Raw genomic sequence first — 24,674 nt, 5'->3', positions numbered from 1 at the left:
CGCGAAGGAGGCTCGCGCCGCCGCAAGGTGCGGCTGACGGCCCGTTTCAGGCGGACACCGGCTTTCCGGACGAGTTCGCGGTTGCGCCGCTCGCCGGTGTCGCCCGAGAGCGCCTCCGGCAAGGGCAGGGGGCGTTCGGACAGCATGGCGTGCGTGGCCTCGCTTGCTGTCGCGGCATCGGTTTCCGCGCTCTCGGGAAGGGCGAGGCCCTGCAGGCCGGGATCGACATAGGCCTTGATCGGCAGATGGTCCGAGGCGGTCCTTGCCAGCGGCGTGTCGTGGACTTCGACATCGGACAGGATTTCCGGCCGGTTGGCGATGATGCGGTCGAGCGCCAGGAGCGGCAGGCCGGAGGGAAAGCTCGGCACCGGCACCGGCAGCCTGCCGAAGGCCGGACCCAGCTCCTTGAGCGAGGAGCGCTCGCCCAGGCGCCATTCGTTGAGGTCTCCCAGCAGGAGGGTGGGGCGCTCGTCCCGGCTTTGCATGATCTCGATCAGCCGGCGCGCCTGCTGCGAGCGCGAGCGCCGGAGCAGGCCGAAATGAGCGGCGACGAGCCTGAGCGCCGCGCCGCTTTCGAGGTCGAGATCGACGACGAGCGCGCCGCGTGGCTCGAGCCCCGGCAGGCTCACCTGATGGACGTCCTGTACGATGCCACGCCGGAACAGCACGACATTGCCGCGCCAGCCATGGGCCCGGCTGGCATTGCCGAGCGGGACCGGCACCAGCCCGGTTTCCTGCTCGAGCCAGGCGAGGTCGAGCAGACCCTCGCGCTCGCCGAAGCGCTTGTCGGCCTCCTGCAGGGCAATGACGTCGGGGCCGATCTCGGCGATGACGCGGGCGATCCGCTCCGGATCGAAGCGGCCGTCGACGCCGACGCATTTATGGACATTGTAGGACGCGACCAGCGTGCCGGAGAGCCGTTCGCCGGCGATGCCGGAAAGGGTTCCCGTCCGGTTCCTGCGCTGGCGGAGCGAGGAGATGATGCTGGCCCGCAGGCTTGGGCTCTTCTTCTGCATCGCTGCGCCAGCCTGTGTCGGCACGGAATCGAATCGGGCGGACCCGCAGTCTATACTGCCGGGGAGGCCGGACTCGTCACCGTTTCGTCAGAGATAGGGCGAGCCGAGCCAGATCACCCGGTCCATCAGACGTACGAGATAGGGCCGCGCGCGCAGGCCGGCAAGCGTGACCTTGCCGGCCTTGGCGATCACGGCGTCGATCCGGGCCTCGATCCCGCGTGCGAAGCCGGGATCGAGAACCTCCACGTCGATCTCGAAATTCAGCCGGAGCGAGCGCGGATCGAGATTGGAGGAGCCGACATAGGCCCAAGCCCCGTCGATGGCGAAGAGCTTGGAATGGTCGAAGGGGCCGGTTGCGCGCCAGATCCGGCAGTAATTCTTGAGGATCTGGTCGAACTGCGCCGTCATCGCCCGGTCGACAAGCACGAGGTTGTTGACCGAGGGCACGACGATGTCGATGTCGACGCCGCGCCGCGCCGCCGTCACCAGGGCGCTGATCAGTTCCTGGTCGGGCAGGAAATAGGGCGACATGATCCTGACCGAGCGGCGCGCCACTGAGAGCGCACCGATCAGCAGCTTGTGATTGGTCTCGAGGAACGAGTCGGGACCGGAAGGCACGGCGCGCATCAGCACCGGCCGCTCGACGGGTGCCGGCGCCTGCATTGCCCAGTCCGCGCCGGTCAGCGCCTCGCCGGTGGCGAAGCGCCAATCCTCGGCCGCCACGGCGAAGAGGTCGCCCACGACCGGCCCGGTGATGCGGAAATGCGTGTCATGGGCCGAAGCCTCGCCCGCGAATTCCGTCGTGAAGCCCTGCCGGATGTTCATTCCGCCCATGAAGGCGGTCGCGCCGTCCACGACGATGATCTTCCGGTGGGTGCGCAGATTGGCATAGGGCAGCCTGAGGCCCATGATGATGTTGCCGTTGAACACGGCGACGGTGACGCCGCCGCTGCGCAGGGGGCCGACGATGCTGGGCACCGAGTAACGGGCGCCGACCGAGTCGATCAGCACGCGGACGGAGACGCCGCGTCTCGAGGCCGCGATCAGCGCATCGGCGATCCTCAGGCCCAGCGGGTCGCGGTCGAAGATGTAGGTCTCCAGGATCACGCTGCGCTCGGCCGCTGCGATGGCGGCGAGCATGGCGGCATAGGCCTCGTCCCCGGTCCGCAGCGTCTCGATCTGGTTGCCCTTGGTCAGCGGATGGCGCGCGACGCGGTCGCCCAATGTCTTCAGCGCCGCGAAGCGCTGGCCGAACACGTCGCCGACCTCGTCATGGCTGATATGGAAGCGTCGGGTGGAATCCGCGGCGGCGCCGGGCCCGGGGCGTTGCGAGAGGATCGTGGCACGGCGGATACGGTTGACGCCGGCGACGGCATAGAGGAGCGGGCCGACGATCGGCGAGAGGATGATGACTCCGGCCCAGCCGATGGCGGCGCGCACCTCGTCCTTGGTCATCACCGCATGCGCGGCGGCCACGGCCGCCATCACCACGGAAATGACGGCGAGGATGTGCGGCCAGTAGGTCGAGAGAATCTGCCACATGAAGCGAAGCTAGAGCATGGCGAAGGAAAGTGGCACCGCGCCGTTGGGAAACGGGGTCATCGGAGCATCGGGGCGGACTCCCGGCATCGGTCGCGGGATATCGGGGTTGTTGCAGCGAAGCTGACGCAAAACGGCGCCGATCTGCTATGAGCGCGCCATGCTGAGAGAGTTCTTCGCCTATTATCGCCCACACCGGACGCTGTTCCTGGTCGATTTCGGCTGCGCCGTGCTGTCCGGCCTGCTCGAGCTTGGCTTTCCGATGGCGATGAAGGCCTTCGTCGATCTCCTGCTGCCGCGCGGCGACTGGCCGCTGATCCTGCTCGCGGGCGTCCTGCTGCTCGCGATCTATGGGCTCAACACCGGGCTGATGGCGATCGTGACCTATTGGGGCCACCGCCTCGGCATTAATATCGAGACGGAGATGCGCCGGCGCGCCTTCGACCATCTCCAGAAGCTCTCCTTCCGCTTCTACGACGACCAGAAGACCGGCCATCTCGTCGCCCGCGTCACCAAGGATCTGGAGGAGATCGGCGAGGTCGCCCATCACGGGCCGGAGGACCTGTTCATCGCGGTGATGACCTTCGTCGGCGCCTTCCTGCTGATGCTCTCGGTCCATGTCCATCTGGCGCTGATCACGGCGCTGATCGTGCCGCTCGCCGGCTTCATCGTCGCCCGCTATGGCGGCCGCATGACCACCAACTGGCAGGCGCAATATGGCCGCGTCGGCGCCTTCAACGCCCGGCTGGAGGAGAATATCGGCGGCATGCGCGTGGTCCAGGCCTTCGCCAACGAGGCCCATGAGCGCGCGCTCTTCGCCGGCGACAACCAGCGCTATCGCTCGACCAAGCTCGAAGCCTACCGCATCATGGCGGCGAGCCAGGCGCTGAACTATCTCGGCATGCGCCTGGTCCAGCTCGCGGTCATGCTGGCCGGCACCTGGTATGTCGTGCAGGGCAGCCTCAGCATCGGCGGCTTCGTCGGCTTCCTCTTGCTGGTCGGCGTCTTCTACCGCCCGCTCGACAAGATCGCCGCGGTGATCGAGACCTATCCGAAGGGCATCGCCGGCTTCCGCCGCTATCAGGAACTGCTCGCGACCGAGCCCGATATCGCCGATGCGCCCGATGCGGTCGAGGCGCCGCCGCTCAAGGGGACCATCCGTTTCGAGGGCGTGCGCTTCGGCTATGCCAAGGACAGGCCGATCCTGTCCCATATCGACCTCGCGATCCGGGCCGGCGAGACGGTTGCCTTCGTCGGCCCTTCGGGAGCGGGCAAGACGACATTGCTCTCGCTGCTGCCGCGCTTCTACGAGGTCGATGCCGGACGCATCACCGTCGACGGCATCGACCTCCGCGAGCTGACGCTCGCCTCGCTGCGCCGCCAGATCGGCATCGTCCAGCAGGATGTCTTCCTCTTCGCCGGCACCATCCGCGAGAACATCGCCTATGGCCGGCTCGGCGCCTCGGAAGCCGAGATCGTCGAGGCCGCCCGCCGGGCGCGGCTCGACCGGATGATCGCCGATCTTCCGGCGGGGCTGGACACGGTGATCGGCGAGCGCGGCGTCAAGCTTTCCGGCGGCCAGAAGCAGCGCCTCGCCATCGCCCGCATCTTCCTGAAGAACCCGCCGATCCTGATCCTCGACGAGGCCACCTCCGCCCTCGACACCGAGACCGAGAAGGCGATCCAGCAATCGCTGACCGAGCTGGCGCAGGGGCGCACGACGCTGGTCATCGCCCACCGCCTCGCCACCATCCGCCATGCCGACCGCATCGTGGTGGTGACGCCGGCTGGTATCGCCGAGCAGGGCCGCCACGAGGACCTCATCCGCGCCGGCGGGCCTTACCAGGCGCTGCACGAGGCGCAGACGCTGACCTGGCAGGCGGCGGGTACGGCGGCGGAGTAGCTGTTCCGACAATCATGTCATCCCGGGCGAAGCGAAGCGCAGACCCGGGATCCATGCCGGAGCGCTTCCGAGTGAGGTTCAGGCATGGATCCCGGATCGCCGCGGCTTCGCCACTTGTCCGGGATGACGGCGCTGGACGAAGCCGGGAATCTTTCCGTGCCAGCCGCTGTCAGCGGTCCACTGCCGAAACGGGAGACTCGACTCGCCTTCCACCGCGCGACGTTCTATAAAAGAACAAAGAGTGAACAATTGCTTTGTCGCCCATGCAGAACGCCATCTCGCCAGCCTTGTCCGATCTGCGCCGCAGCCTCGCCGAGGCGGYCTTGCGGTCGGGGCCGGCTGCGGCGGGCAAGGTGAGCCTCGGCGCCACGGAGATCGATGCGGCCCTGTCCGGCGGGCTCGAACGGGCAGCGCTGCATGAAGTCTACGCCGCCGGCACCGCCGATCTCGCTGCCGCCACGGGCTTTGCGCTCGGGTTGGCTCTGCGGGCGGCGCAAGGGGAGGCGGGAGACGACGCTGCGCGGCCGATCCTCTGGGTGCGGCAGGATTTCGTCGATGCCGAGACCGGCCGTTTGCATGCGCCGGGGCTGAACGAACTCGGCCTCGATCCCGGCAGGCTTCTGCTGGTGCGGGCACGCGACGCCCTGGGCGTGTTGCGGGCCGGCGCCGAGGGAGCGCGCTGTCCGGCGCTCGGCGCCGTGCTGATCGAGCCTTGGGGCGAGCCGCGCGCCTTCGACCTGACCGCGAGCCGGCGGCTCGCGCTCGCGGCCGAGGGGTCCGGCGTGGCGACCCTGCTGCTGCGGGTCGCGGCGGCGGAAGCGCCGAGCGCGGCGCGGACGCGCTGGCAGGTCGTGCCGCTGGCCTCGCGGGCGCTGGAGGCGAATGCGCCGGGCGCCCCGGCCTTCGGCTTGAGATTGCTGCGCCATCGCGGCGGCGTGCGCGGCGATGCGGCAGAGCGTGAGTGGCGTGTGGAGTGGAACCGTGACCGATGCGCTTTCGAGAACCGAACCGTCTTTGACCGATCCGACAGGCTCATTCCCCGCAGGAACGATGTCCCGCCGCTATCTCGCCCTCTGGTTTCCCTATCTGGCGACGGACAGGCTGCGGCGGCTGGGCCGGATTCCGGCCTTCGGCGCGCCGGCTGAGAAGCCCCATGTCCTCGTCGAGATGCAGGGCAACGCCTTGCGCCTCGCCGATTGCGACCGGCGCGCCGTCCGCCTCGGCCTGACGCGGGCCATGACGCTGGCCGATGCCCGCGCCCGCATTCCCGATCTCGTCGCGCTGGAAGCCGAACCGCAGGCGGATCGGGCCTTCCTCGATGAGGTCGCCGCCTTCTGCGACCGCTTCACCCCGCTGGTTGCTCGCGACGAGCCGCACGGCCTCACGCTCGACGTCACCGGCTGCGCCCATCTCTTCGGCGGCGAGGCGGGGATGCTCGATCTCGTGTGGCAGGTGATGGATCGATCGGGCTTGAGCCTGCAAGCCGCCATCGCCGGCACGCCCGAGGCCGCACGCGCCTGTTCCCGCTTCGGACCGCGCGGCATCATCCCGCCGGGACGGGACGAGGCGATGCTGCGCCCGCTGCCGGTCGCCGCGCTGGAGGCGGAGCCCGAGACCGTGATCGCTCTTTCCCGAGCCGGGCTGAAGACCCTGGCCGATGTCGCCGCGCGCCCCTCGGAAACCCTCTCCGCCCGCTTCGGCGAGGCGCTGGCGGTGAAGCTCCGGCGCATCCTCGGCCATGAGGATCGCCGCATCACCCCCTTGCGTCCGCCGCCGGATTGCGTGGTCGAGCGTCATTTCCCCGAGCCCTTCGCCGATACGGCGAGCCTCGAGGCGGTGGTCGTCCGGCTGATCGGGGAGGCGGCACGGGTGCTGGAGGCGCGCGGTGAAGGCGGGCGCGCCTTCGAGCTCGGCTTCTTCCGCAGCGACGGCACGGTTCGCCGCCTCGTCATCGAGACCGGCCGGCCCTCGCGCGACGCCARGGCTTTGTTGCGGCTCTATCGCGAGCGCATCGAGACCCTGGCCGACCCGCTCGATCCCGGCTTCGGTTTCGATGCCATCAAGCTCGCCGTGCCGGTCTGCGAGCCCCTCAACACGCAGCAGCACAGCCTCGACGGCCGCGCGGTGGAGGAGGAGGCGGTGGCCGATCTCGTCGACCGGCTCGTCACCCGCTTCGGTCGCGACCGGGTGCTGCGCTTCGCGGCGCAGGACACCCATCACCCCGTTCGTGCGGCAAAGGCGCTCTCGGCCGCTGCGCCCATGCCGGAAGCGGCCTGGCCCGAGCCCGAGCCGGAGGAGCCGCCAACCCGCCCGCTCCAGCTCTTCGAGCCGCCCCAGCCGGTCGAGGCGATCGCGGAAGTACCGGATGGACCGCCGATCCGCTTCCGCTGGCGACGCCTCATCCACGACGTCGCCCGCGCCGAAGGGCCGGAGCGCATCGCGCCCGAATGGTGGCGCGACGGCTCGGACGAGCCGATGCGCGATTATTACCGCGTCGAGGATGCGCAAGGCCGCCGCTTCTGGCTCTACCGCACCGGCTTCTACGAGGCCGAGAGCGCGCCGCCGCGCTGGTTCCTGCACGGGCTCTTCGCATGAATCAGTCTGTCAGCCCTTTCGCCGAACCTGTTGCGGCGACGAATTTTTCCTTCCTGCGCGGTGCCTCGCCGGGGCCGAACATGGTGCTGACGGCGCTGCTGCTCGGATATGCCGGCATCGGCATCGCCGACCGCAACACGGTGGCGGGCGTCGTGCGCGCCTGGGCGGCGCTGAGGCAGTTGCGCGAGGATGGTTTGCCGGCGCCCGAGAAAATCCGCGAAGGCGGCAGCCCCGGTGAATATGTCTGGATCGAGAACCCGGATTTCTCCGACCTGCCCATCAAGCCCGAGGAGATGAAGGCGCTGGCGGAGCGCTTCAAGCTCGCGACCGGCACCCGTCTCGTTTTCGCCGACGGCACGCCCGACATCGTCATCTACCCGGCCAACCGCGCCGGCTGGGGTCGGCTCTGCCGCTTGCTCAGCCACGGCAACCTGAAGAACGGCGTGAAGAAGGGCGAGTGCTATCTCGTCCTCGACGACCTCCTGAACGATGCCCGCGACCTGCTGTTGATCCTGATGCCGGATCGCAGCCTCGATGGCCTGCCTGCATTGCTCGCCCGGCTGGATGATGCAGCGCCCGGCGCAGTCTGGCTCGCTGCCAGTATGCACCGGCGCGGCGACGATCGCCGCCGCCTCGCGCGGCTCAAGGCGATCGCCGCCGCGACCCGCACCCCGCTGATCGCGAGCAATGACGCGCTCTACGATTCCATCGCCCAGCGCGATCTGCAGGACGTGCTCACTTGCATCCGCGAGGGCACCACCATCGAGCGGGCCGGGCGCCTGCTCGAATCCAATGCCGAACGCCATCTCAAGCTGCCGCAGGAGATGGCGCGCCTGTTCCGCGATGCGCCCGAAGCCATCGCCGAGACGCAAGCCCTGTTCTCTCGCATCGAGTTCGATCTCGGCCAGCTCAAATATGAATATCCCGACGAGCCGATCCCGCCCGGCTGGAAGGATCAGGACTGGCTGGTGGAACTGGTCCGCCGCTGCTGCCTGATCCGCTATCCCGACGGCGTTTCGGACAAGGTTCAGGGCCTGCTGGCGAAGGAACTCGCCCTCATCGAGAAGCTCGAATATGCCCGCTATTTCCTGACCATCCGCGACATCGTCGAATTTGCCGAGAAGGAGGGCATTCTCTGCCAGGGCCGCGGATCAGCCGCCAATTCCGCCGTCTGTTACGTGCTCGGCATCACCGCTGTCGACCCCGCCGACAACGACGTGCTGTTCGAGCGCTTCATCTCCACCGAGCGTCGCGAACCGCCCGATATCGACGTCGATTTCGAGCACGAGCGGCGCGAGGAGGTGATCCAGTGGATTTATGAGAAATATGGCCGCCATCGCGCCGGCATCGCCGCGACCGTGATCCATTACCGGCCGCGCAGCGCCATCCGCGAGGCCGGCAAGGTGCTGGGCCTGACCGAGGACGTCACCGCTCGCATCGCCGATACGAACTGGGGGAGCTGGGGCAGCGAGATCGGTGACGCCCGCGTCCGCCAGGCCGGGCTCGACCCGACCAATCCGACGATCCGCCGAGCCGTAGACTTCGCCACCCGGCTCTTGGGCTATCCGCGCCATCTCTCGCAGCATGTCGGCGGCTTCGTGTTGTCGCGCGGACGCCTCGACGAGACCGTGCCGATCGGCAATGCCGCGATGGCGGACCGCACCTTCATCGAATGGGACCGCGACGACATCGACGCGTTGCAATTGATGAAGGTCGATGTGCTGGCGCTGGGCATGCTGACCTGCATCCGCAAGGCCTTCGATCTGATCGCAGCCAATGGCGGAAAATCCTATCAGCTCGCCGATTTCACCGACGGCGACAAAGAAACCTACGACATGCTCTGCGAGGGCAAGTCGCTGGGCGTCTTCCAGGTCGAGAGCCGCGCCCAGATGAACATGCTGCCGCGGCTCAAGCCGCGGAAATTCTACGATCTCGTCATCCAGGTCGCGATCGTCCGGCCCGGCCCTATCCAGGGCAATATGGTGCACCCTTATCTGAAGCGGCGGGCGGGGATCGAGGAGGTGACCTATCCGGCTCCCTCGCCGGAGCATGGACGGCCGGACGAACTTTTCGAGGTTTTGAAAAAGACCGAAGGCGTCCCGCTCTTTCAGGAACAGGCGATGCGGCTTGCCATGGTCGCCGCCAAATTCTCCGACATCGAAGCCAATGGCCTGCGCAAGGCGATGGCCACCTTCCGCAATGCCGGCACCATCGGCAATTACGAGACGATGATGGTCGAGCGCATGGTCGCGCGCGGCTATGAGCGCGATTTCGCCCAGCGCTGCTTCGAGCAGATCAAGGGCTTCGGCAGCTACGGTTTTCCGGAGAGCCACGCGGCTTCCTTCGCCAAGCTGGTCTACATCTCCTCCTTTCTGAAGAAGCATTACCCGGCGGCTTTCGCTGCCGCGCTGCTGAATTCCCAGCCGATGGGCTTCTATGCGCCGGCCCAGATCGTGCGGGAGGCGGAGGAGAACGGCGGCGTCGAACCACGGCCGGCCGATGTCAATTCCAGCTTTTTGGACAACAGCTTGGAAGCCGTTTCGGAATCGAGCTCTTACCATGACCGGCTGGGTCAGGAGAGCAAAAGGGACCCCTTCGCCCTGCGTCTGGGCTTCCGTCAGATCGACGGCTTCAAGGATGAATGGGGCAAGGCCATTGCGGAGGCGCGGGAAGCGGGCGGCCCCTACCGCGACGTCGAGGAGTTGATGCGCCGGGCCAGCCTTCCTGCCCGCGCCATGCGCCTGCTCGCCGATGCCGATGCCTTTCGCTCGCTCGGCCTCGACCGGCGCGAGGCGCTCTGGGCCGTGCGTCGCCTGMCGGATGATGCGGCGCTGCCGCTCTTCCAGGCCGCGCAAGCCCGCGAACTGGGACAGGAGCGGGCGATGGCGCTGCCGAGCATGCCGCTTGCCGAGCATATCGTCGCCGACTACCAGACCGTCCGGCTCTCGCTGAAGGGCCATCCGATGGAGTTGTTGCGCCCGCGCTTCCAACGCGAGGGCATCCTGAGCTGCGCGCAGACCGAGGGGAAGCCCGATGCCGCCTTTGTCCGCACGGCCGGCATCGTGCTGGTCCGCCAGCGCCCCGGCAACGGCAACGCCATCTTCGTCACGCTGGAGGACGAGACCGGCATCACCAATGTGGTGATCTGGGCGCGGTTGTTCGAGCGCTTCCGCCGCGAGGTGATGGGCGCGCGATTGATGCTGGTCGAGGGCCGGGTGCAGAAGAGCGTCGAGGGCGTCACCCATCTCATGGCCCAGCGCATCGCCGACCGCTCGGCCGATCTCCTGTCGCTCTCGGACACGCATCGCGCCGAGGTTCCGATGCCGATCGACGAATTGAAGAATCCGCCGCTGCCGCGCCATCGCCACCCGCGCAATGTCCGCATCCTGCCGAAATCGCGGGATTTCCACTGAGAGGCAGGCGGTTCAGCCTCCGCGCGGGTCATCCCGGGCGAGCGCAGCGAGACCCGGGATCCATGCCGGAACCTCTATCGGAACCGCTCCGGCATGGATCCCGGATCGGCGCGACTTCGTCGCTCGTCCGGGATGACGGCGAGGAGGCGGCGGCAGAGCCTCCCTCCGATCATACCCAGCAACGTCCGCTAAAACAAACTTCTCCAATGGAAGTGAAATAAGAAAAAACACGCTACCTGCCGTAAATTGAACCTTTGGGCTCATGGGTATAAATCCAGCGTTCGATTTACCGAACAGGTGGCCAGAACGATGGCGGCAAGCCCCGGCCCGGATGAAACCTCGACAAGCCCGCAGTCACCTGGGGTGCTGGCGGCCCGCGCGGCCGCGCTCGATGCGGCGTTCGGCATGGCGGACGTTCCCGAGCGCCTCTCCGGCATCGTCGCGCAAGCCGCCGGCCCCGTCGTCTTCACCACCTCCTTCGGCCTCGAAGATCAGGTGCTGACGCATTTCATCGCGACCGCGAAGCTCCCCGTCATCTTCGCCACGCTCGATACCGGCCGGCTCTTTCCGGAGGTCTACGCCCTCTGGCAGGAGACGGAGGAGCGCTATGGCATCCTGATCCGCCCCTATTATCCGCGCCATGAGGCGGTCGAGCTCTATGTTCGCCAGAACGGCATCAACGGCTTCTACGGCTCGCGCGATGCCCGCAAATCCTGCTGCGACATCCGCAAGGTGGAGCCGCTCGGCCGGGCTCTGGCCGGGGCCGATACCTGGCTGACCGGCCTGCGCGCCGACCAGTCAGCCGCGCGCGGCGGCGTCAAGCTGGCCGAGGCCGATGCGGCGCGCGGCCTCGTCAAGGCGAGCCCGCTGATCGACTGGTCGCGCGAACGCACGCTCGCCTTCGCCGAGGCGAACGACGTGCCGATCAACCCGCTTCACGCCCAGGGCTTCGTCTCGATCGGCTGCCAGCCCTGCACCCGCGCCATCCGCCCCGACGAGCCCGAGCGGGCCGGGCGCTGGTGGTGGGAGGACGATGCCGCCAAGGAATGCGGCCTGCATGTCGGGTCGGACGGAAAGCTGGCGCGCGCCAAAATCGCGCCGGCGGAGGCTCACGCATGATCCAGCTCAGCCATCTCCAGAAGCTCGAGGCGGAAGCCATCTTCATCATCCGCGAGGTGGTGGCGACATCGGACAAGCCGGTGCTGCTCTATTCGATCGGCAAGGATTCCGCCGTCCTGCTGCATCTGGCGATGAAGGCGTTCTACCCGGCCAAGCCGCCTTTCCCGCTGCTCCATGTCGATACCACCTGGAAGTTCCGCGACATGATCGCCTTCCGCGACGAGACGGCGGCGCGGCTGGGGCTCGATCTCATCGTCCATATCAACCAGGAGGGCGTGAGGGCCGGGATCAATCCCTTCGCCTCGGGCTCGCGCGTCCATACCGACGTGATGAAGACGCAAGGGTTGAAGCAGGCGCTCGACCTCTACAAGTTCGATGCTGCCTTCGGCGGCGCGCGCCGCGACGAGGAGAAGAGCCGGGCCAAGGAACGCGTCTTCTCGCTGCGCAGCCCGGAGCATCGCTGGGACCCGAAGAACCAGCGCCCCGAGCCCTGGCAGCTCTTCAATACCCGCAAGCATCGCGGCGAGAGCTTTCGCGTGTTTCCGCTCTCGAACTGGACCGAGCGCGATGTCTGGGACTACATCGCGCTCGAGAACATCCCGGTCGTGCCGCTCTATTTTGCCGCGCCGCGCCCGGTCGTCCGGCGCGACGGCGCCTGGATCATGCGCGACGACGAGCGCATGGAGCTTCTCCCCGGCGAGGTCGTCGAGACCCGCATGGTCCGCTTCCGCACGCTCGGTTGCTACCCGCTGACCGGCGCTGTCGAGAGCGAGGCGGCCAGCCTCACCGACATCATCGCCGAGATGCGCTCGTCGCGATCCTCCGAGCGGCAGGGCCGCGTCATCGACCATGACGGCTCGGGCTCGATGGAGCAGAAGAAGCAGGAAGGCTATTTCTGATGAGCTTCGCCATCGCCAGGAATCTGGCCAAGAAGAACAAGGCACTGAGGCCGGCTCAGAACCTTCTCCCCGCCAATGATACGCCCAGCGCCTCCGAAACCGGCCAGCATTCGCTGCTGCGCTTCATCACCTGCGGCTCGGTCGATGACGGCAAGTCGACGCTGATCGGCCGTGTGCTCTACGAGGCCGGCGCGGTCTTCGACGACCAGCTCAGCGCGCTCGACAGCGATTCCCGCAAATTCGGCACGCAAGGCGCGGCGCCCGATTTCGCGCTTCTCGTCGATGGGCTTTCGGCCGAGCGCGAGCAGGGCATCACCATCGATGTCGCMTATCGCTATTTCGCGACSGASARGCGCAGCTTCATCGTCGCCGAYACGCCSGGCCACGAGCAWTAYACCCGCAACATGGCGACCGGCGCCTCGACGGCCGACCTCGCCATCATCCTGATCGACGCGCGCAAGGGCCTGCTGCCGCAGACCCGCCGCCATTCCTTCATCGTTTCGTTGGTCGGCGTGCGCCATGTCGTGGTCGCGATCAACAAGATGGACCTCGTCGGCTATGACGAGGCGGTCTTCGAGCAGATCGCCGCCGATTACCGCGCGGCGGTGCAAAACCTCAGCTTCGCCTCGATCCGGTTCATTCCGGTCTCGGCGCGTGACGGCGAGAACGTCATGCGACCCTCCGCCCTGATGCCCTGGTATGACGGCCCGGCGCTGCTGCCCTATCTCGAAAGCGTCGCGATCGCGCCCTCCGCGCCGCGCGATGAGGGTTTCGTGCTGCCGGTGCAATGGGTCAACCGCCCGGATCTCGACTTCCGCGGCTATGCCGGCACGCCTGTCACCGGCCGGGCCCGCGTCGGCGATCCCATCGTGGCGCTGCCGTCCGGCCGCACGAGCCGCATCGCGCGATTGATCGGCGCGGCCGGCGAGGCCAGCCAGATCGCCGCCGGCCAGGCCGCGACGGTGACACTGGAAGACGACATCGACATTTCGCGCGGCGACGTGATCGCTGCGGCGGGTTCGACGCTGCCGGTGAGCCGCGGGCTGAAGGCGCGTTTGCTCTGGACCGGCGAGCGCGCCATGCTCGAAGGCGGGCAGTTCCTCGTGAAGCTCGCGACGCAGAGCGCCAATGCCACGGTCGAGGCGCTGCATCACAGCATCGACATCGAGGGCTTCCAGCCCCTGCCGGCGCAGAGCCTGCGCATGAACGGTATCGGCCTCGTCACGCTCCGGCTCGACCGGCCGCTGGTCTCGCTGCCCTATGCGCGCAGCCATGAGCTCGGCGGCTTCATCCTGATCGACCGCATCAGCAACGAGACGGTCGCCTTCGGCTTCGTCGAGCCGGGCGAGGGCGAGGCCCGGCAGGCGGTGGGCGAGGGCGGGGCGCTGGCACGGGCGCAGCGCGGCGTCCTTCGCATCGTCGGCCGGAAGGGCACGCCCGACCGCAGGGCCTGGCTCGCGGCGGTGAGCTGGCGCGTTCTCAGCACGGCGGGGTTGTTCGTCGCGGCCTTTGCGCTGACGGCGAATGTGCCTGTCTCTATGGCGCTCGCCTTCGGCGACATCCTGCTGCGACCGGGCCTGCGGGCGCTGCATATGCGGCTCTGGCGGAAGGTGCCGACCGGGACCTTGCAGGACGGGGCAGGGATCTGAGGAGCGGCGCCAGCGGCTTCTGCCGTCGGCGTCGAAAGTGTTGCGGTTGCCACGGTGCGAGGCGGCATCCGGTTGGCCGAACTCAGGCCGCCTTGGCGTAGGTCGTTTCGGTGGTGCCCTGCGCTGAGAGCTGCGACGCGCTGCCATAGGCTTGCGAGGCGTTCTGGAAGGCTTCCGGCGGCCGCCGGTGATGATGCCGCTCGCCGGATTGTTGCAGCGAGGACTGGAAGGCCTTCACCTCGTCCTGCGAGACCGAGCCGTCGCCATTCTTGTCCAGCGAGCCGAAGAGCTGGTTCAACTGGTCGCTGTTCAGCCGGCTGTCCYTGAAGGCCGCGCTGAACTCGTCCTTGCTGATCCCGCCATTGGCGTCGCTGTCGATCGCGTCGAAAGCCGACTTGCTGTCTTTATCGCTGTCGCTGTCGGAGGCAGTCTGGGCGTTCTGCATTCCGCCCGCCTGGAGTGAGAACAGGAAGGACTGCAGCAGGCTGTCGGCCTTCTTGGCCTTGTCCTTGAACGCATCCGACTCGGCCTTGGTGATCGAGCCGTCGCCGTCCGTGTCGATCTTCTTGAAGAGCTCTTCGCTCTTGGCGCTGTCGGCACCCTTGGGGGCGGCGCTCTCGAACTCGTCGAGGCTGATGCCGCCGTCGCTGTTACTGTCGATCTGGTCGAAGCTGGGAGGTTTGTGGTGGGGGCGGAAGCCGCCGCCCACCCCGCTGATACTGGACATGGAGATACTCCGGGACACGTCGCGATCTTGCGACGCGTCCCGGATTCTGCGCTCGGAATCTTGGTGAATGCCTAATGAATGACGTTGCGTGAGTTTTCTTCTCGCCCGTGGAATCGCGGCGGTTTGACGCAGGCTGTCCTCAGCCGTCCACCACCGCCGTCGCCTCGATCTCCAGCAATGCCTCCGGCTCGACCAGCGCGGTAACCGCGACCACCGCCATGGCCGGGAAGTGCCGGCCGAAGACCTCGCGATAGACCGGTCCCATTTCCTTGAGGCTGGCGCGATAGGTCGCGATGTCCGTGACGTACCAGGTCAGCCGCACGATATCCTCGACGCGCCCGCCGCCGGCCTCGACCACCGCCCTGATATTGAGGAAGGTCTGGCGCAACTGGCCGACGAAGCCCTTGGCGAAGACGCCCTGCGCGTCCCAGCCGACAAGGCCGCCGGTGACCAGCACGCGGCCTTCCGCCACCATGCCGTTGGCATAGCCGCGCGGCTGCGGCCAGCCCTCGGGCAGGATGGCGCGGGATTGCGAATGGTCGGACATGGCGTATCGCCTCGATTTCGGCCGTTCAGGCTCTGTTGGAAGAAAGGTCAGCTCTCGCCTTGCGCGATCTGGCGGAGCGCGAAGCGTTGCAGCTTGCCGGTCGCCGTCTTGGGCAGGGCTTCGACGAAGGCGATGGCGCGGGGATATTTATAGGGCGCGATACCGGCCTTCACATGCTCCTGCAAGGCCTTGACCAGGGCGGCATCGCCGATGACGCCCTCGCGCAGCACGATATAGGCCTTCACGATCTGCCCGCGCTCCGGGCAGGGCGCGCCGACCACGCCGCATTCGGCCACGGCCTCGTGCATCAGCAGGCAGGCCTCGACCTCGGGACCGGCGATATTGTAGCCGGCCGAGATGATCATGTCGTCGGAGCGCGCCTGATACCAGAAATAGCCGTCCGCATCGCGCAGATAGGTGTCGCCAGTGATGTTCCAGCCGTTCAGCACGTATTTCGCCTGCCGCGGGTCGGCGAGATAGCGGCAGCCGGTCGGGCCGCGCACCGCGAGCCGTCCCGGCGTGCCGTCCGGCACGTCGCGCCCTTCCTCGTCGACGATCTTGGCCTCGTAGCCCGGCACCGGAATTCCGGTCGAGCCCGGCCTGATCCTGTCGCGTGGCGCGCCGATGAAGATGTGCAGCATCTCGGTCGCGCCGATGCCGTCCATCAGCGGGATGCCGGTGCGCGCCTGCCAGGCGTCGAAGGTTGCCTTGGGCAAGGCCTCGCCGGCCGAGACGCAAATCCTGAGCGAAGAGATGTCGCGCCCCTCGAGCTTGTCGAGAATGGCGCGGTAGGCGGTCGGCGCGGTGAAGACGATGCTGACCTTGTAGAGCTCGATCGCGTCGATCAGATCGGCGGGGCCCGCCTTCTCGGGCAGCACCATCGCCGCGCCGATCCGCATCGGGAACAGCACGAGCCCGCCGAGCCCGAAGGTGAAGGCCAGCGGCGGCGAGCCGGTGAAGCGGTCATCGGCCGAGGCCTTCAGCACGCAGGCGCCGTAGCAGTCGCAGATCGCCAGCATGTCCTGGTGGAAATGCATCGTGCCTTTCGGCTCGCCGGTCGTGCCGGAGGTGAAGGCGATCAGGCAGACATCGTCGCGCGCGGTATCGACGGCTTCGAAATGCTCGTAGGCCGGCTGCGCCATCAGCGCCTCCAGCTCGCTCTCCGCGCCGCCGAAGGCGACGATGCGGGCAAGCTCCGGTACTTGCGCTCCGGCGGCTTCGAGATCGGCGGTAAGCCGATGGTCGCAGAGCGCCAGCGCGATCTTCGCCTTGCGCAGGGGATAGACGAGCTCGCCCACCCGCAGCATCGGCATGGTCGCGACCGCGACGCCGCCGGCCTTGATGACGGCGAGATAGGCCGCGACCATCATCGGCGTGTTGCCGGCGCGCAGCAGCACGCGGTTGCCGCTGACCATGCCGAGATCGCGCGTGAGCACATTGGCGATGCGGTTCACCTTGTCGGCGAGATCGGCATAGCTCCACTCGAGACCGGCCGCGACAACGGCGGTGCGTCGGCCGCGTCCCTCGGTGATGTGCCGGTCGAGCAGTTCGGCGACGCAGTTCAGCCTTTCGGGATAGGCCAACCCTGCCTCTGCAAATGTGAGATCGGGCCAGCTTTCGCGCGGCGGCAGGTTGTCCCGCGCAAAGCTGTCCTTATGTCCTGATCTCGCGAATCCGGTTGCTGTCATTGCGTTCCCCTGCCTTTTCGGCATGTAATTTCAGCAGGTCGCGCGCGATCACGACCTTCTGGACCTCGCTGGCGCCCTCGTAGATGCGCAGCGCTCTGATCTCCCGGTACAATTCCTCCACCTTGACGCCCTTGGTGACGCCGAGGCCGCCATGGATCTGGACGGCCCGGTCGATCACGCTCTGGGCGTTCTCCGTCGCGACGAGTTTGGCCAGCGCCGCCTCCCGGGTGACGCGGGGCGCGCCGCGATCCTTGGTCCAGGCGGCGCGGTAGACGAGAAGGGCGGCGGCATCGACCTCAGCCGCGCTGTCGGCGATGGCCGCCTGCGAGAGCTGAAGGTCGCCGAGCGTGCCACCGAAGAGCTTGCGGCCATTGGCGTGCGAAATCGTCTCGTGCAGCGCCCGTCGGGCGAAGCCGAGCGCGGCGGCGCCGACCGTCGAGCGGAAGATGTCGAGCGTCGCCATCGCGACCTTGAAGCCCTCGCCCGGCCCGCCGATGCGGTTTTCGAGCGGCACGCGGCAACCCTCGAAGCGCAAGGTCGCCAGCGGATGCGGCGCGATCACCTCGATGCGCTCCGCAATGGTGAGGCCAGGCGTATCGGCTTCGACCAGGAAGGCGGAGAGCCCGCGCGCGCCCGGTGCCTCGCCGGTGCGGGCGAAGACGATGTAATGGTCGGCGATGCCGCCATTGGAGATCCAGCTCTTCTCGCCGTCGATGCGGACATGGCTGTTACCGTCAGCTGTCGCGGTCGTCGCCATGGCGGCGACATCGGAGCCGGCCTCCTTCTCGGAAAGGGCGAAGGCCGCGATGCGCTTGCCGGCCGCGACATCCGGCAGGATGCGCTGCTTCATCGCCTCCGAGCCTGCGATGCTGATCGAGCCGGTCCCGAGCCCCTGCATGGCGAAGGCGAAATCAGCGAGCCCGTCATGCGCCGCCAGGATCTCGCGGGCGAGGCAGAGCGTGCGGACATCGAGCTTGTCGGAAAGCCCGCCATAGGCCGCCGGCACGGCAGCCTTCAGGAAGCCAGCCGCACCCAAGGCCGCGACGCGCGCCYGGCAGGCCTCGTCGACATCGTCATGCGGCAAATCGGCGAGATAGGAATCGGCCCAGCCGGAGAGCTCCGTGGCGAAGGCGCGGTGGCGATCCTCGAAGAACGGCCAGTCCAGCGTGTCGCCGAGGATATCGAGGCCGAGGCGAGGGGAGCCGCTCATCTCAGTTGCCCTCGAAGACCGGCTTCTGTTTCGCGGCGAAGGCGTGATAGGCGCGGGAAAAGTCCTCGGTCTGCATGCACAAAGCCTGCGCCACGGCCTCGGCCTCGATCGCGCTCTCGACCGACATCGCCCATTCCATTTCCAGCATGCGCTTGGTCATGGCGTTGGCGAAGGTGGGGCCGTCCGCCAGCTCGGCCGCGAGGGCTTGCGCTTCCGGCAGCACGGCCTCGGATGCGCAGAGCCGGTTGAGGAAGCCCCAGCGTTCCGCTTCCTCGCCCTTGAGCACGCGGCCGGTATAGAGCAGCTCGGCGGCGCGGCCCTGGCCGATGATGCGCGGCAGCATCGCGCAGGCGCCCATGTCGCAGCCGGCCAGGCCGACGCGGTTGAACAGGAAGGCGATCTTGCTGCCGGCCGTGCCGAGCCGCAGGTCGGAGGCCATGGCGACGATCGCGCCGGCTCCCGCGCAGATGCCGTCGATCGCGGCGATGATCGGCTGCGGGCAGGCGCGCATCGCCTTGACCAGCTCGCCGGTCATCCGGGTGAACTTGAGCAGGTCCTTGGTCTCCATCGCGACCAGCGGCCCGATGATCTCGAAGACGTCGCCGCCCGAGGAGAAATTGCCGCCGGCGCCGGTCACGACGATCGCCTTGACCTCTTCCTCCTTCTGCGCGGCAAGGAAGAAATCCGTGAGTTCGCGGTAGCTTGCGAAGGTCAGCGGATTCTTTTTCTCAGGCCGGTTCAGTGTCACCGTCGCGACCTTGCCGGAGACCGAGAGAGCGAAATGCTGCGGCGTGAAGCCGGCCAGCGGCAGGATCGTGGCGTTGGCGGCGATCATCAGGCGTTTCCCTTCGCGGCCTCGTCGGCGGCATCCTTCGCGCGGTCGGCGATGGCACGATGCAGCGAGGTCTTGGTTTCTCCGAGCAACCGGAAGAGCTGCGCGAGCTCGGGCTGGTCGAGTCCGGCGAAGAGCTCGGCGATCCAGCCTTCATGGCGTTCGGCCATGGCCCGGAAGGCCTTGCGACCCGAAGCCGTCAGCGTGAGGATCTGCACGCGCCGGTCCTGCGGGGCGGAGCGCTTGTCGACGAGCCCATCCGTCACCAGCCCGGCCACGACGGCGGTGACATTGCCATTCGACACCATCAGGCGCTGCGAGACCTCGCCCACCGTCATGCCGACGGCGGTCTTGTCGAGCTGGGCCATCAGGTCGAAACGCGGCAGCGTGGTCTTGAATTCCTCACGCAAACGGTTGCGGATCTCGGTCTCGATCAGGGTCGAGCAGGTGAGCAGGCGCAGCCAGAGCCTGAGCTCGTCCTTGTGGTCGCCGGGGCGCTCGCTAGCCTTGGTCTCGCGGTCGAGCATCGGGGCGGAGGAGGGTGTCTCCATCTCAGAACTCCCCACCATTGATCATGAGCGACTGGCCGGTGACGGCATCGCTGCCGGGCCCGCAGAGATAGAGCACGGCGGCCGCGACCTCTTCGGGCGCGATCAGCCGGCCTTGCGGATTGTCCCTGACCATCTCGGCCAATGCCTGCTCGCGGCTCTTGCCGGTCTTCGCCGCGATGGTGTCGAGCCCGCTCGCGACCATGTCGGTATCGGCGTAACCGGGGCAGACGGCGTTGACGGTGACGCCGGAGCGGGCCGTCTCCAGCGCCAGCGACTTCACCAGCCCGACCACGGCATGCTTCGCCGCCACATAGGCGCTGACATAAGGATAGCCGCGATGCCCGGCGGTCGAGGCGATGGCGATCAGCCGGCCGCGGCGCTGTTCCAGCATCGCCGGCAGCACGGCGTGGAACAGATTGACGGTGCCGATCAGGTTGATCTCGACCATCCGGCGGAAACGTTTGCTGTCGCTGCGCATGAACGGGCCGGTCTCGACCGCGCCGGCATTGGCGATGGCGATGTCGAAGCCATGTCCACCGGAGAGATGATCGAGCGCGGATGAGACGGCACTCTCGTCGCGCACGTCGCAAGGAGCGAAATCGGCGGCGACTCCCGCAGCCACGGCGTCGCGCAGAGAGGTTTCATCGCGCCCGAGGATGCTGACCCGCGCTCCGGCCTGCGTCAGTGCCGCGGCGATGGCTCGGCCGATGCCGCGTCCGCCTCCCGTCACCAGCGCGTGCCGTTCCCGCAGAGTCATGATCGCTCGACCTCCTCCGCAGAACATATTTTAAGTCTCAGCGGCTCGTGGGGCGCCGGCGGACACGCCGGCGCCGTTCTGGGGGCGTCGGGGCTGGTCTGCAGGGCCTGAAGCCCTCATCCTGAGGAGCTGCCCCGTCGGTAATGGCGTCTCGAAGGGTGCTTCCTGAGGCACCTGCAGGTCTCTTGACCGTCTTTCGAGATGCCGCTGCGCGACTCCTCAGGATGGGGGCTGCGGGGGTTCGATGGGGTTTCGGCTCCGTTGTTGAGTGTCCGATTTGAAGGTTGCAAAAGTCTCTTGAGCTCAAAAATATTTTAGGCTTAAAATAATATCATCAGCCGGATCGGCTGGTGCTCTGGAGGAGGCGTCGATGCGCATTGCGGTCGTGGGCGGCGGGCCGGCAGGGCTCTATTTCGCGCTGCTGATGAAACGTGACTGGCCGGAGATTGCGGTCGATGTCTTCGAGCGCAACCAGGCCGACGACACCTTCGGCTTCGGCGTCGTGTTCTCCGATCAGACGCTCGACACGTTCAAGGCGGCGGATGCCGAGAGCTATGCCGCGATCCGCGACAACTTCGCCTATTGGGACGACATCGAGATCCACTTCAAGGACACGGTCCACCGCGTTCCCGGCAACGGCTTCTGCGGCTGCTCGCGTCGCTCGCTGCTGATGCTGGTGCAGGCGAGGGCGCGCGCTCTCGGCGTCGGGCTCCATTTCGGCGAGGAGATTGCCGATATCGAGGCGCTGAAGCGCGATTACGACCTTGTCGTCGCTGCCGACGGCATCAACAGCCGCATACGCGAGAACTGGCGCGACCGCTTCCAGCCGCAAACCGACCTGCGGCCGAACAAGTTCACCTGGATGGGCTCGACCCGCCCCTTCGATGCCTTCACCTTCTTCTTCAAGCAGACCAAGCACGGGCTCTTCATCGCCCATTGCTACCAGTACGAGGCCGGGCGCTCGACCTGGGTGCTGGAAACCGACCCCGAGACCTTCGAGAAGGCCGGGCTCGGCAAACTCGACGAGGCGCAGTCGGCCGCCTTCCTCGAAGGCGTCTTCGCCGAGGAGCTCGAAGGCCACAAGCTCATCACCAACCGCTCGCTCTGGCGCAATTTCCCGATGATCCGCTGCCGCCATTGGGTGAGCGAGAACGTCGTGCTGATCGGCGACGCCAAGGCGACGGCGCATTTTTCGATCGGCTCCGGCACCAAGCTTGCGATGGAGGACGCCATCGCCCTGCACAAGGCGATGGGGCAGGCGAAGCTCGATGTCACCGCAGGCCTCAAGCTGTTCGAGACACAGCGCCGCGAGGAGGTCGAGAAGACCCAGCACGCGGCCGATGTCTCGCTGGTCTGGTTCGAGGAACTGAAGCGCTTCTGGGATTTCGAGCCGCTGCGCTTCGCCTTCGGCCTGATGACCCGCTCCAAGGCGATCACCTACGACAATCTGGCCCTGCGTGCGCCGGAAATGGTAACGGCCGTCGACAAGCTCGTCGCCGACGGGCTCGGAGACCTCGCCAAGCGGCGCAAGGACGGCTCGCCGGTCCCGCCGGCCTTCCAGCCCTTCAAGCTGCGCGAGATGCAGGTCGAGAACCGCATGACGCTCTCGCCGATGTGCCAGTACTCCGCCGAGGACGGCCTGCCGGGCGATTGGCACCTGATGCATTACGGCTCGCGCGCCATCGGCGGTCCCGGCCTGATCTTCACCGAGATGACCTGCATCGCGCCCGATGCCCGGATCACCCCCGGCTGCACCGGCCTGTGGAACGACGAGCAGGAAGCCGCCTGGAMRCGCATCGTCGAYTTCGTKCACGSSMACTCGGCCGCGAAGWTYTGCCTYCAGCTCGGSCATGCCGGCCGCAAGGGCGCGACCARGCTGATGTGGGARGGSATGGACCGGCCGCTGCCSGMAGGSGSCTGGCCGATCATCTCGGCGTCGCCGCTGCCCTATTATCCGGAAAGCCAGGTGCCGCGCGAGATGACCCGCGCCGACATGGACCGGGTCAAGGCGGAATTCGTCGCGGCCGCCGAACGGGGGATGCGCGCCGGTTTCGACATGCTGGAGCTGCACTGCGCCCATGGCTATCTGCTGGCGAGCTTCCTCTCGCCGCTGACCAACAGGCGCACCGACGACTATGGCGGCTCGGTCGAGAACCGCCTGCGCTATCCGCTSGAGGTSTTCCGGGCGCTGCGCGAGGCCTGGCCGCGCGAGAAGCCGATGTCGGTGCGCGTCTCCGCGACGGACTGGGCCGAAGGCGGGCTCTCGGCGGCGGATTCCGTGGCGATCGCCGAGGCTTTCGCCGCCGAGGGCTGCGATCTCGTCGACGTCTCGACCGGCCAGACCACGCGGGAATCACGCCCCATCTACGGCCGCATGTTCCAGACGCCGTTCTCGGACCGCATCCGCAACGAGGCGGAGGTCGCGACCATGTGCGTCGGCAACATTACCTCCGCCGATCAGGTCAACACCATCGTCGCCGCCGGCCGCGCCGATCTCGTCGCGCTCGGGCGCCCGCATCTGGCCGATCCGTCCTTCGTGCTGCGCGCTGCCGCCTGGTACGGGGTCGATGTCGCCCAGCCGGTGCCGTATCAGCCCGGCAAAGACCAGCTCATGCGCAACACSCCGCGCGAGCGCGGGGAGCTGGAAGCGCTGAAGCTCAAGGCCAAGCCGACGCGCCACGCCGCCCAAGCGTAGGCCTGGCTTAGAACTTGCTGATCTCGAGCGGAAAACGCGCCGGCATCCCGGGCTTGACCCGGGATCCATGCCGGAGCGCTTCCGTTTGACGTTCAGGCACGGATCCCGGCTCTTCGCTTCGCTGTGACCGGGATGACTCGCCTGTCGGCGCAGGCTGGAACGCTGTCCTACTTGCCGCCCTGCGAACGCCCCGAAGGCGAGACGTCGGGAATGGTCGGTGCCGTGGCCGGGCGTTCCCCGAAGGGATTGGCCGAGGGCGGATTGCGCCGCAGGCGGAAGGCGAGATAGACGCCGGTCGCGGCCGAGAGCAGGCCGAGATAGATCAGCATCCCCTGCGGCCCGATGACCTGCATGAAGGCGGTCGAGACCAGCGGGCCGATGGCCGAGCCCGTCGCCCAGAGGAAGAGGAGCTGCGCCGAGAGGCCGAGCGCCCGCTCGCGGCCGAGCCGGAAATAGGCATGGGCGACGGCGACGGTATAGATCGGCATGCTGCCGGCGCCGATCAGCGCGAACAGCCCGAACAGCCAGAACCGGCTATGGGGCAGGGCGAACCAGAGCACGACGCCCAGCGCCAGCGTGCAGAGCACCACCGAGGCGGTGGCGCTCAGCATGATCTTGCGGCTCTCGACCCGGTCCGCCAGCAGGCCGAGCGGCCATTGCAGCACCAGTGCGCCGATCTGGATGCCGGCGGTCAGCAGGATCGCCCATTTCTGGTCGAGGCCGATCAGGATGCCATAGGCCGGCGCGACGTTGGAGAGCGCCCCGCCCATCAGGCCGACATAGAGGCAGCCGATGACGGCAGCCGGTGCGTATTGCCAGATCGTGTTCAGCCTGACCGAGATCACGGCGCCCGATTCCGGGCCCCTGGCTTTCGTCATGCCGACCGGGATCAGCGCCAGCGAGAACGCAGCGCTAGCGAACAGGAAGATCTCGCTCGACTGCATCGCGACATAGCCGACGCCGATCTGCGAGCCGATCAGGGCAAGCCGGTTGATGATCTGATACAGGCCGAAGATGCGCCCGCGCTGGCCGGCCTTCGCCTGGCCGCTGATCCAGCTCTCGATGCAGATGGCGTGGCCCGCGCCGGCGAAGCCCATGCCCAGCCGCGACAGGCCCCAGATGTCGATCGGCGTCTGCCCGAAGCTCAGCGTCAGCACTGCCTGCAACGCCGCGAAGACGGCGAAGGCGCGGATATGCCCCACGCGCCGGATGAAGGCGGGAATGATGAAGCAGCCGGCGAGGAAGCCGACCGAATAGGCCGAGCCGACCAGGCCGATCAGCAGCGGCGCCTTCTGGGCGAGCGCCATCTTGAGCGGGATGACCGTGTTCACGATCGTCGCGGCGATCTGCAGGATGAGCGCGCCGCTCACGATGGCGCCGAGCGCCGCGACCGAACTCGTTCTCGCCTCGGCTGGCGGCGTCACGGGAGGCGCTGCCTCCTGCGTGGCCGTCTCTGCGGGCTGCGGTCCTTGCGACATGTGCGATTCGGCCAGGCTGGGGAGAGGACCGGGTCCCTTCGCCCGGAAAGATGAAC

Annotated in this window: 17 protein-coding genes and 1 pseudogene; 8 read left to right on the top strand and 10 right to left on the bottom strand. The window is 67.5% G+C overall.

The annotated features are described in order from the left end of the window. Positions 1-221 precede the first annotated feature (221 nt). Together AB4Y99_RS05170 and AB4Y99_RS05165 are read right to left on the bottom strand one after the other, a co-directional pair. Positions 222-1,016: pseudogene (locus tag AB4Y99_RS05170) on the bottom strand (endonuclease/exonuclease/phosphatase family protein); the annotation flags it as partial. 87 nt (positions 1,017-1,103) lie between these two features. After that, the gene (locus AB4Y99_RS05165; RefSeq protein WP_441522606.1) at positions 1,104-2,558 is read right to left on the bottom strand and encodes a phospholipase D-like domain-containing protein; all 1,455 of its coding nucleotides are present in this window, start codon (positions 2,556-2,558) and stop codon (positions 1,104-1,106) included. 157 nt (positions 2,559-2,715) lie between these two features. On the opposite strand from AB4Y99_RS05165, the gene AB4Y99_RS05160 reads away from it, so the two are divergent. The 7 genes from AB4Y99_RS05160 (at position 2,716) to AB4Y99_RS05130 (ending at position 14,133) form a co-directional block, all read left to right on the top strand. After that, entirely contained in the window at positions 2,716-4,458 is a 1,743-nt protein-coding gene (locus tag AB4Y99_RS05160) for an ABC transporter ATP-binding protein (protein ID WP_038368177.1), read from the top strand. 263 nt (positions 4,459-4,721) lie between these two features. Beyond that, a complete protein-coding gene (locus AB4Y99_RS05155; protein WP_441522605.1) occupies positions 4,722-5,603 on the top strand; it encodes an ImuA family protein in 882 nt (293 codons plus the stop codon). Continuing rightward, entirely contained in the window at positions 5,509-7,053 is a 1,545-nt protein-coding gene (locus AB4Y99_RS05150; RefSeq protein ID WP_441522604.1) for a Y-family DNA polymerase, read from the top strand. The genes AB4Y99_RS05155 and AB4Y99_RS05150 overlap by 95 nt, the downstream gene beginning before the upstream one ends. After that, positions 7,050-10,466: an error-prone DNA polymerase gene (locus tag AB4Y99_RS05145; RefSeq protein WP_441522603.1), complete on the top strand. Its 3,417-nt coding sequence runs from the start codon at positions 7,050-7,052 to the stop codon at positions 10,464-10,466. Before AB4Y99_RS05150 ends, AB4Y99_RS05145 begins: the two co-directional genes overlap by 4 nt. Before the next feature lie 309 nt (positions 10,467-10,775). Then, complete coding sequence (locus AB4Y99_RS05140; RefSeq protein WP_441522602.1) at positions 10,776-11,585, top strand: phosphoadenylyl-sulfate reductase; 810 nt, start codon at positions 10,776-10,778, stop codon at positions 11,583-11,585. After that, positions 11,582-12,484: a sulfate adenylyltransferase subunit CysD gene (gene cysD, locus AB4Y99_RS05135; protein WP_441522601.1), complete on the top strand. Its 903-nt coding sequence runs from the start codon at positions 11,582-11,584 to the stop codon at positions 12,482-12,484. Before AB4Y99_RS05140 ends, cysD begins: the two co-directional genes overlap by 4 nt. Then, positions 12,484-14,133 carry a GTP-binding protein gene (locus AB4Y99_RS05130; RefSeq protein ID WP_441522600.1) on the top strand — a complete coding sequence of 550 codons (1,650 nt, stop codon included), beginning with the start codon at positions 12,484-12,486 and terminating at the stop codon, positions 14,131-14,133. The genes cysD and AB4Y99_RS05130 overlap by 1 nt, the downstream gene beginning before the upstream one ends. Before the next feature lie 82 nt (positions 14,134-14,215). On the opposite strand, the gene AB4Y99_RS05125 is transcribed toward AB4Y99_RS05130, so the two are convergent. The 7 genes from AB4Y99_RS05125 to AB4Y99_RS05095 form a co-directional block, all read right to left on the bottom strand. Beyond that, positions 14,216-14,860: an EF-hand domain-containing protein gene (locus AB4Y99_RS05125; RefSeq protein ID WP_441522599.1), complete on the bottom strand. Its 645-nt coding sequence runs from the start codon at positions 14,858-14,860 to the stop codon at positions 14,216-14,218. A 139-nt stretch (positions 14,861-14,999) separates the two neighbouring features. Next, a complete protein-coding gene (locus tag AB4Y99_RS05120; protein WP_038368165.1) occupies positions 15,000-15,407 on the bottom strand; it encodes a RidA family protein in 408 nt (135 codons plus the stop codon). 47 nt (positions 15,408-15,454) lie between these two features. Then, positions 15,455-17,095 (bottom strand): benzoate-CoA ligase family protein, encoded by a 1,641-nt coding sequence (locus AB4Y99_RS05115; RefSeq protein ID WP_441522598.1) that lies wholly within the window; start codon positions 17,093-17,095, stop codon positions 15,455-15,457. Further along, on the bottom strand, positions 17,061-18,305 hold the full coding sequence (locus AB4Y99_RS05110; RefSeq protein ID WP_441522597.1) for an acyl-CoA dehydrogenase family protein: 1,245 nt from the start codon (positions 18,303-18,305) through the stop codon (positions 17,061-17,063). Before AB4Y99_RS05110 ends, AB4Y99_RS05115 begins: the two co-directional genes overlap by 35 nt. A 1-nt stretch (position 18,306) precedes the next feature. After that, entirely contained in the window at positions 18,307-19,140 is an 834-nt protein-coding gene (locus AB4Y99_RS05105) for an enoyl-CoA hydratase family protein (RefSeq protein ID WP_191123484.1), read from the bottom strand. After that, positions 19,140-19,688 carry a MarR family winged helix-turn-helix transcriptional regulator gene (locus AB4Y99_RS05100; protein WP_248312442.1) on the bottom strand — a complete coding sequence of 183 codons (549 nt, stop codon included), beginning with the start codon at positions 19,686-19,688 and terminating at the stop codon, positions 19,140-19,142. Before AB4Y99_RS05100 ends, AB4Y99_RS05105 begins: the two co-directional genes overlap by 1 nt. Before the next feature lies 1 nt (position 19,689). After that, positions 19,690-20,445, bottom strand: a complete 756-nt coding sequence (locus AB4Y99_RS05095; RefSeq protein ID WP_441522596.1) for an SDR family NAD(P)-dependent oxidoreductase — start codon at positions 20,443-20,445, stop codon at positions 19,690-19,692. Positions 20,446-20,815: 370 nt separating this feature from the next. Here AB4Y99_RS05095 and AB4Y99_RS05090 point away from each other — a divergent pair, with 370 nt between their 5' ends. Beyond that, positions 20,816-23,140, top strand: coding sequence for a bifunctional salicylyl-CoA 5-hydroxylase/oxidoreductase (locus AB4Y99_RS05090; RefSeq protein WP_441522595.1), 2,325 nt, complete (start codon positions 20,816-20,818; stop codon positions 23,138-23,140). A gap of 167 nt (positions 23,141-23,307) precedes the next feature. On the opposite strand, the gene AB4Y99_RS05085 is transcribed toward AB4Y99_RS05090, so the two are convergent. Continuing rightward, positions 23,308-24,564, bottom strand: a complete 1,257-nt coding sequence (locus AB4Y99_RS05085) for an MFS transporter (protein ID WP_162719961.1) — start codon at positions 24,562-24,564, stop codon at positions 23,308-23,310. Between the last annotated feature and the right edge of the window lie 110 nt (positions 24,565-24,674).

This window comes from Allobosea sp. TAB14, from assembly GCF_052113865.1.
GTDB classification, from domain to species: domain Bacteria; phylum Pseudomonadota; class Alphaproteobacteria; order Rhizobiales; family Beijerinckiaceae; genus Allobosea; species Allobosea spartocytisi.
Note: the sequence above shows the minus strand (reverse complement) of the source record. Positions and strands in the feature narration are given on the sequence as shown.

Coding starts and splice junctions, on each gene's coding strand:
- AB4Y99_RS05165 (WP_441522606.1), bottom strand. CDS start 2,558: ATGTGGCAGATTCTCTCGACCTACTGGCCGCACATCCTCGCCGTCATT.
- AB4Y99_RS05095 (WP_441522596.1), bottom strand. CDS start 20,445: ATGACTCTGCGGGAACGGCACGCGCTGGTGACGGGAGGCGGACGCGGC.
- AB4Y99_RS05115 (WP_441522598.1), bottom strand. CDS start 17,095: ATGACAGCAACCGGATTCGCGAGATCAGGACATAAGGACAGCTTTGCG.
- cysD (WP_441522601.1), top strand. CDS start 11,582: ATGATCCAGCTCAGCCATCTCCAGAAGCTCGAGGCGGAAGCCATCTTC.
- AB4Y99_RS05100 (WP_248312442.1), bottom strand. CDS start 19,688: ATGGAGACACCCTCCTCCGCCCCGATGCTCGACCGCGAGACCAAGGCT.
- AB4Y99_RS05140 (WP_441522602.1), top strand. CDS start 10,776: ATGGCGGCAAGCCCCGGCCCGGATGAAACCTCGACAAGCCCGCAGTCA.
- AB4Y99_RS05120 (WP_038368165.1), bottom strand. CDS start 15,407: ATGTCCGACCATTCGCAATCCCGCGCCATCCTGCCCGAGGGCTGGCCG.
- AB4Y99_RS05105 (WP_191123484.1), bottom strand. CDS start 19,140: ATGATCGCCGCCAACGCCACGATCCTGCCGCTGGCCGGCTTCACGCCG.
- AB4Y99_RS05160 (WP_038368177.1), top strand. CDS start 2,716: ATGCTGAGAGAGTTCTTCGCCTATTATCGCCCACACCGGACGCTGTTC.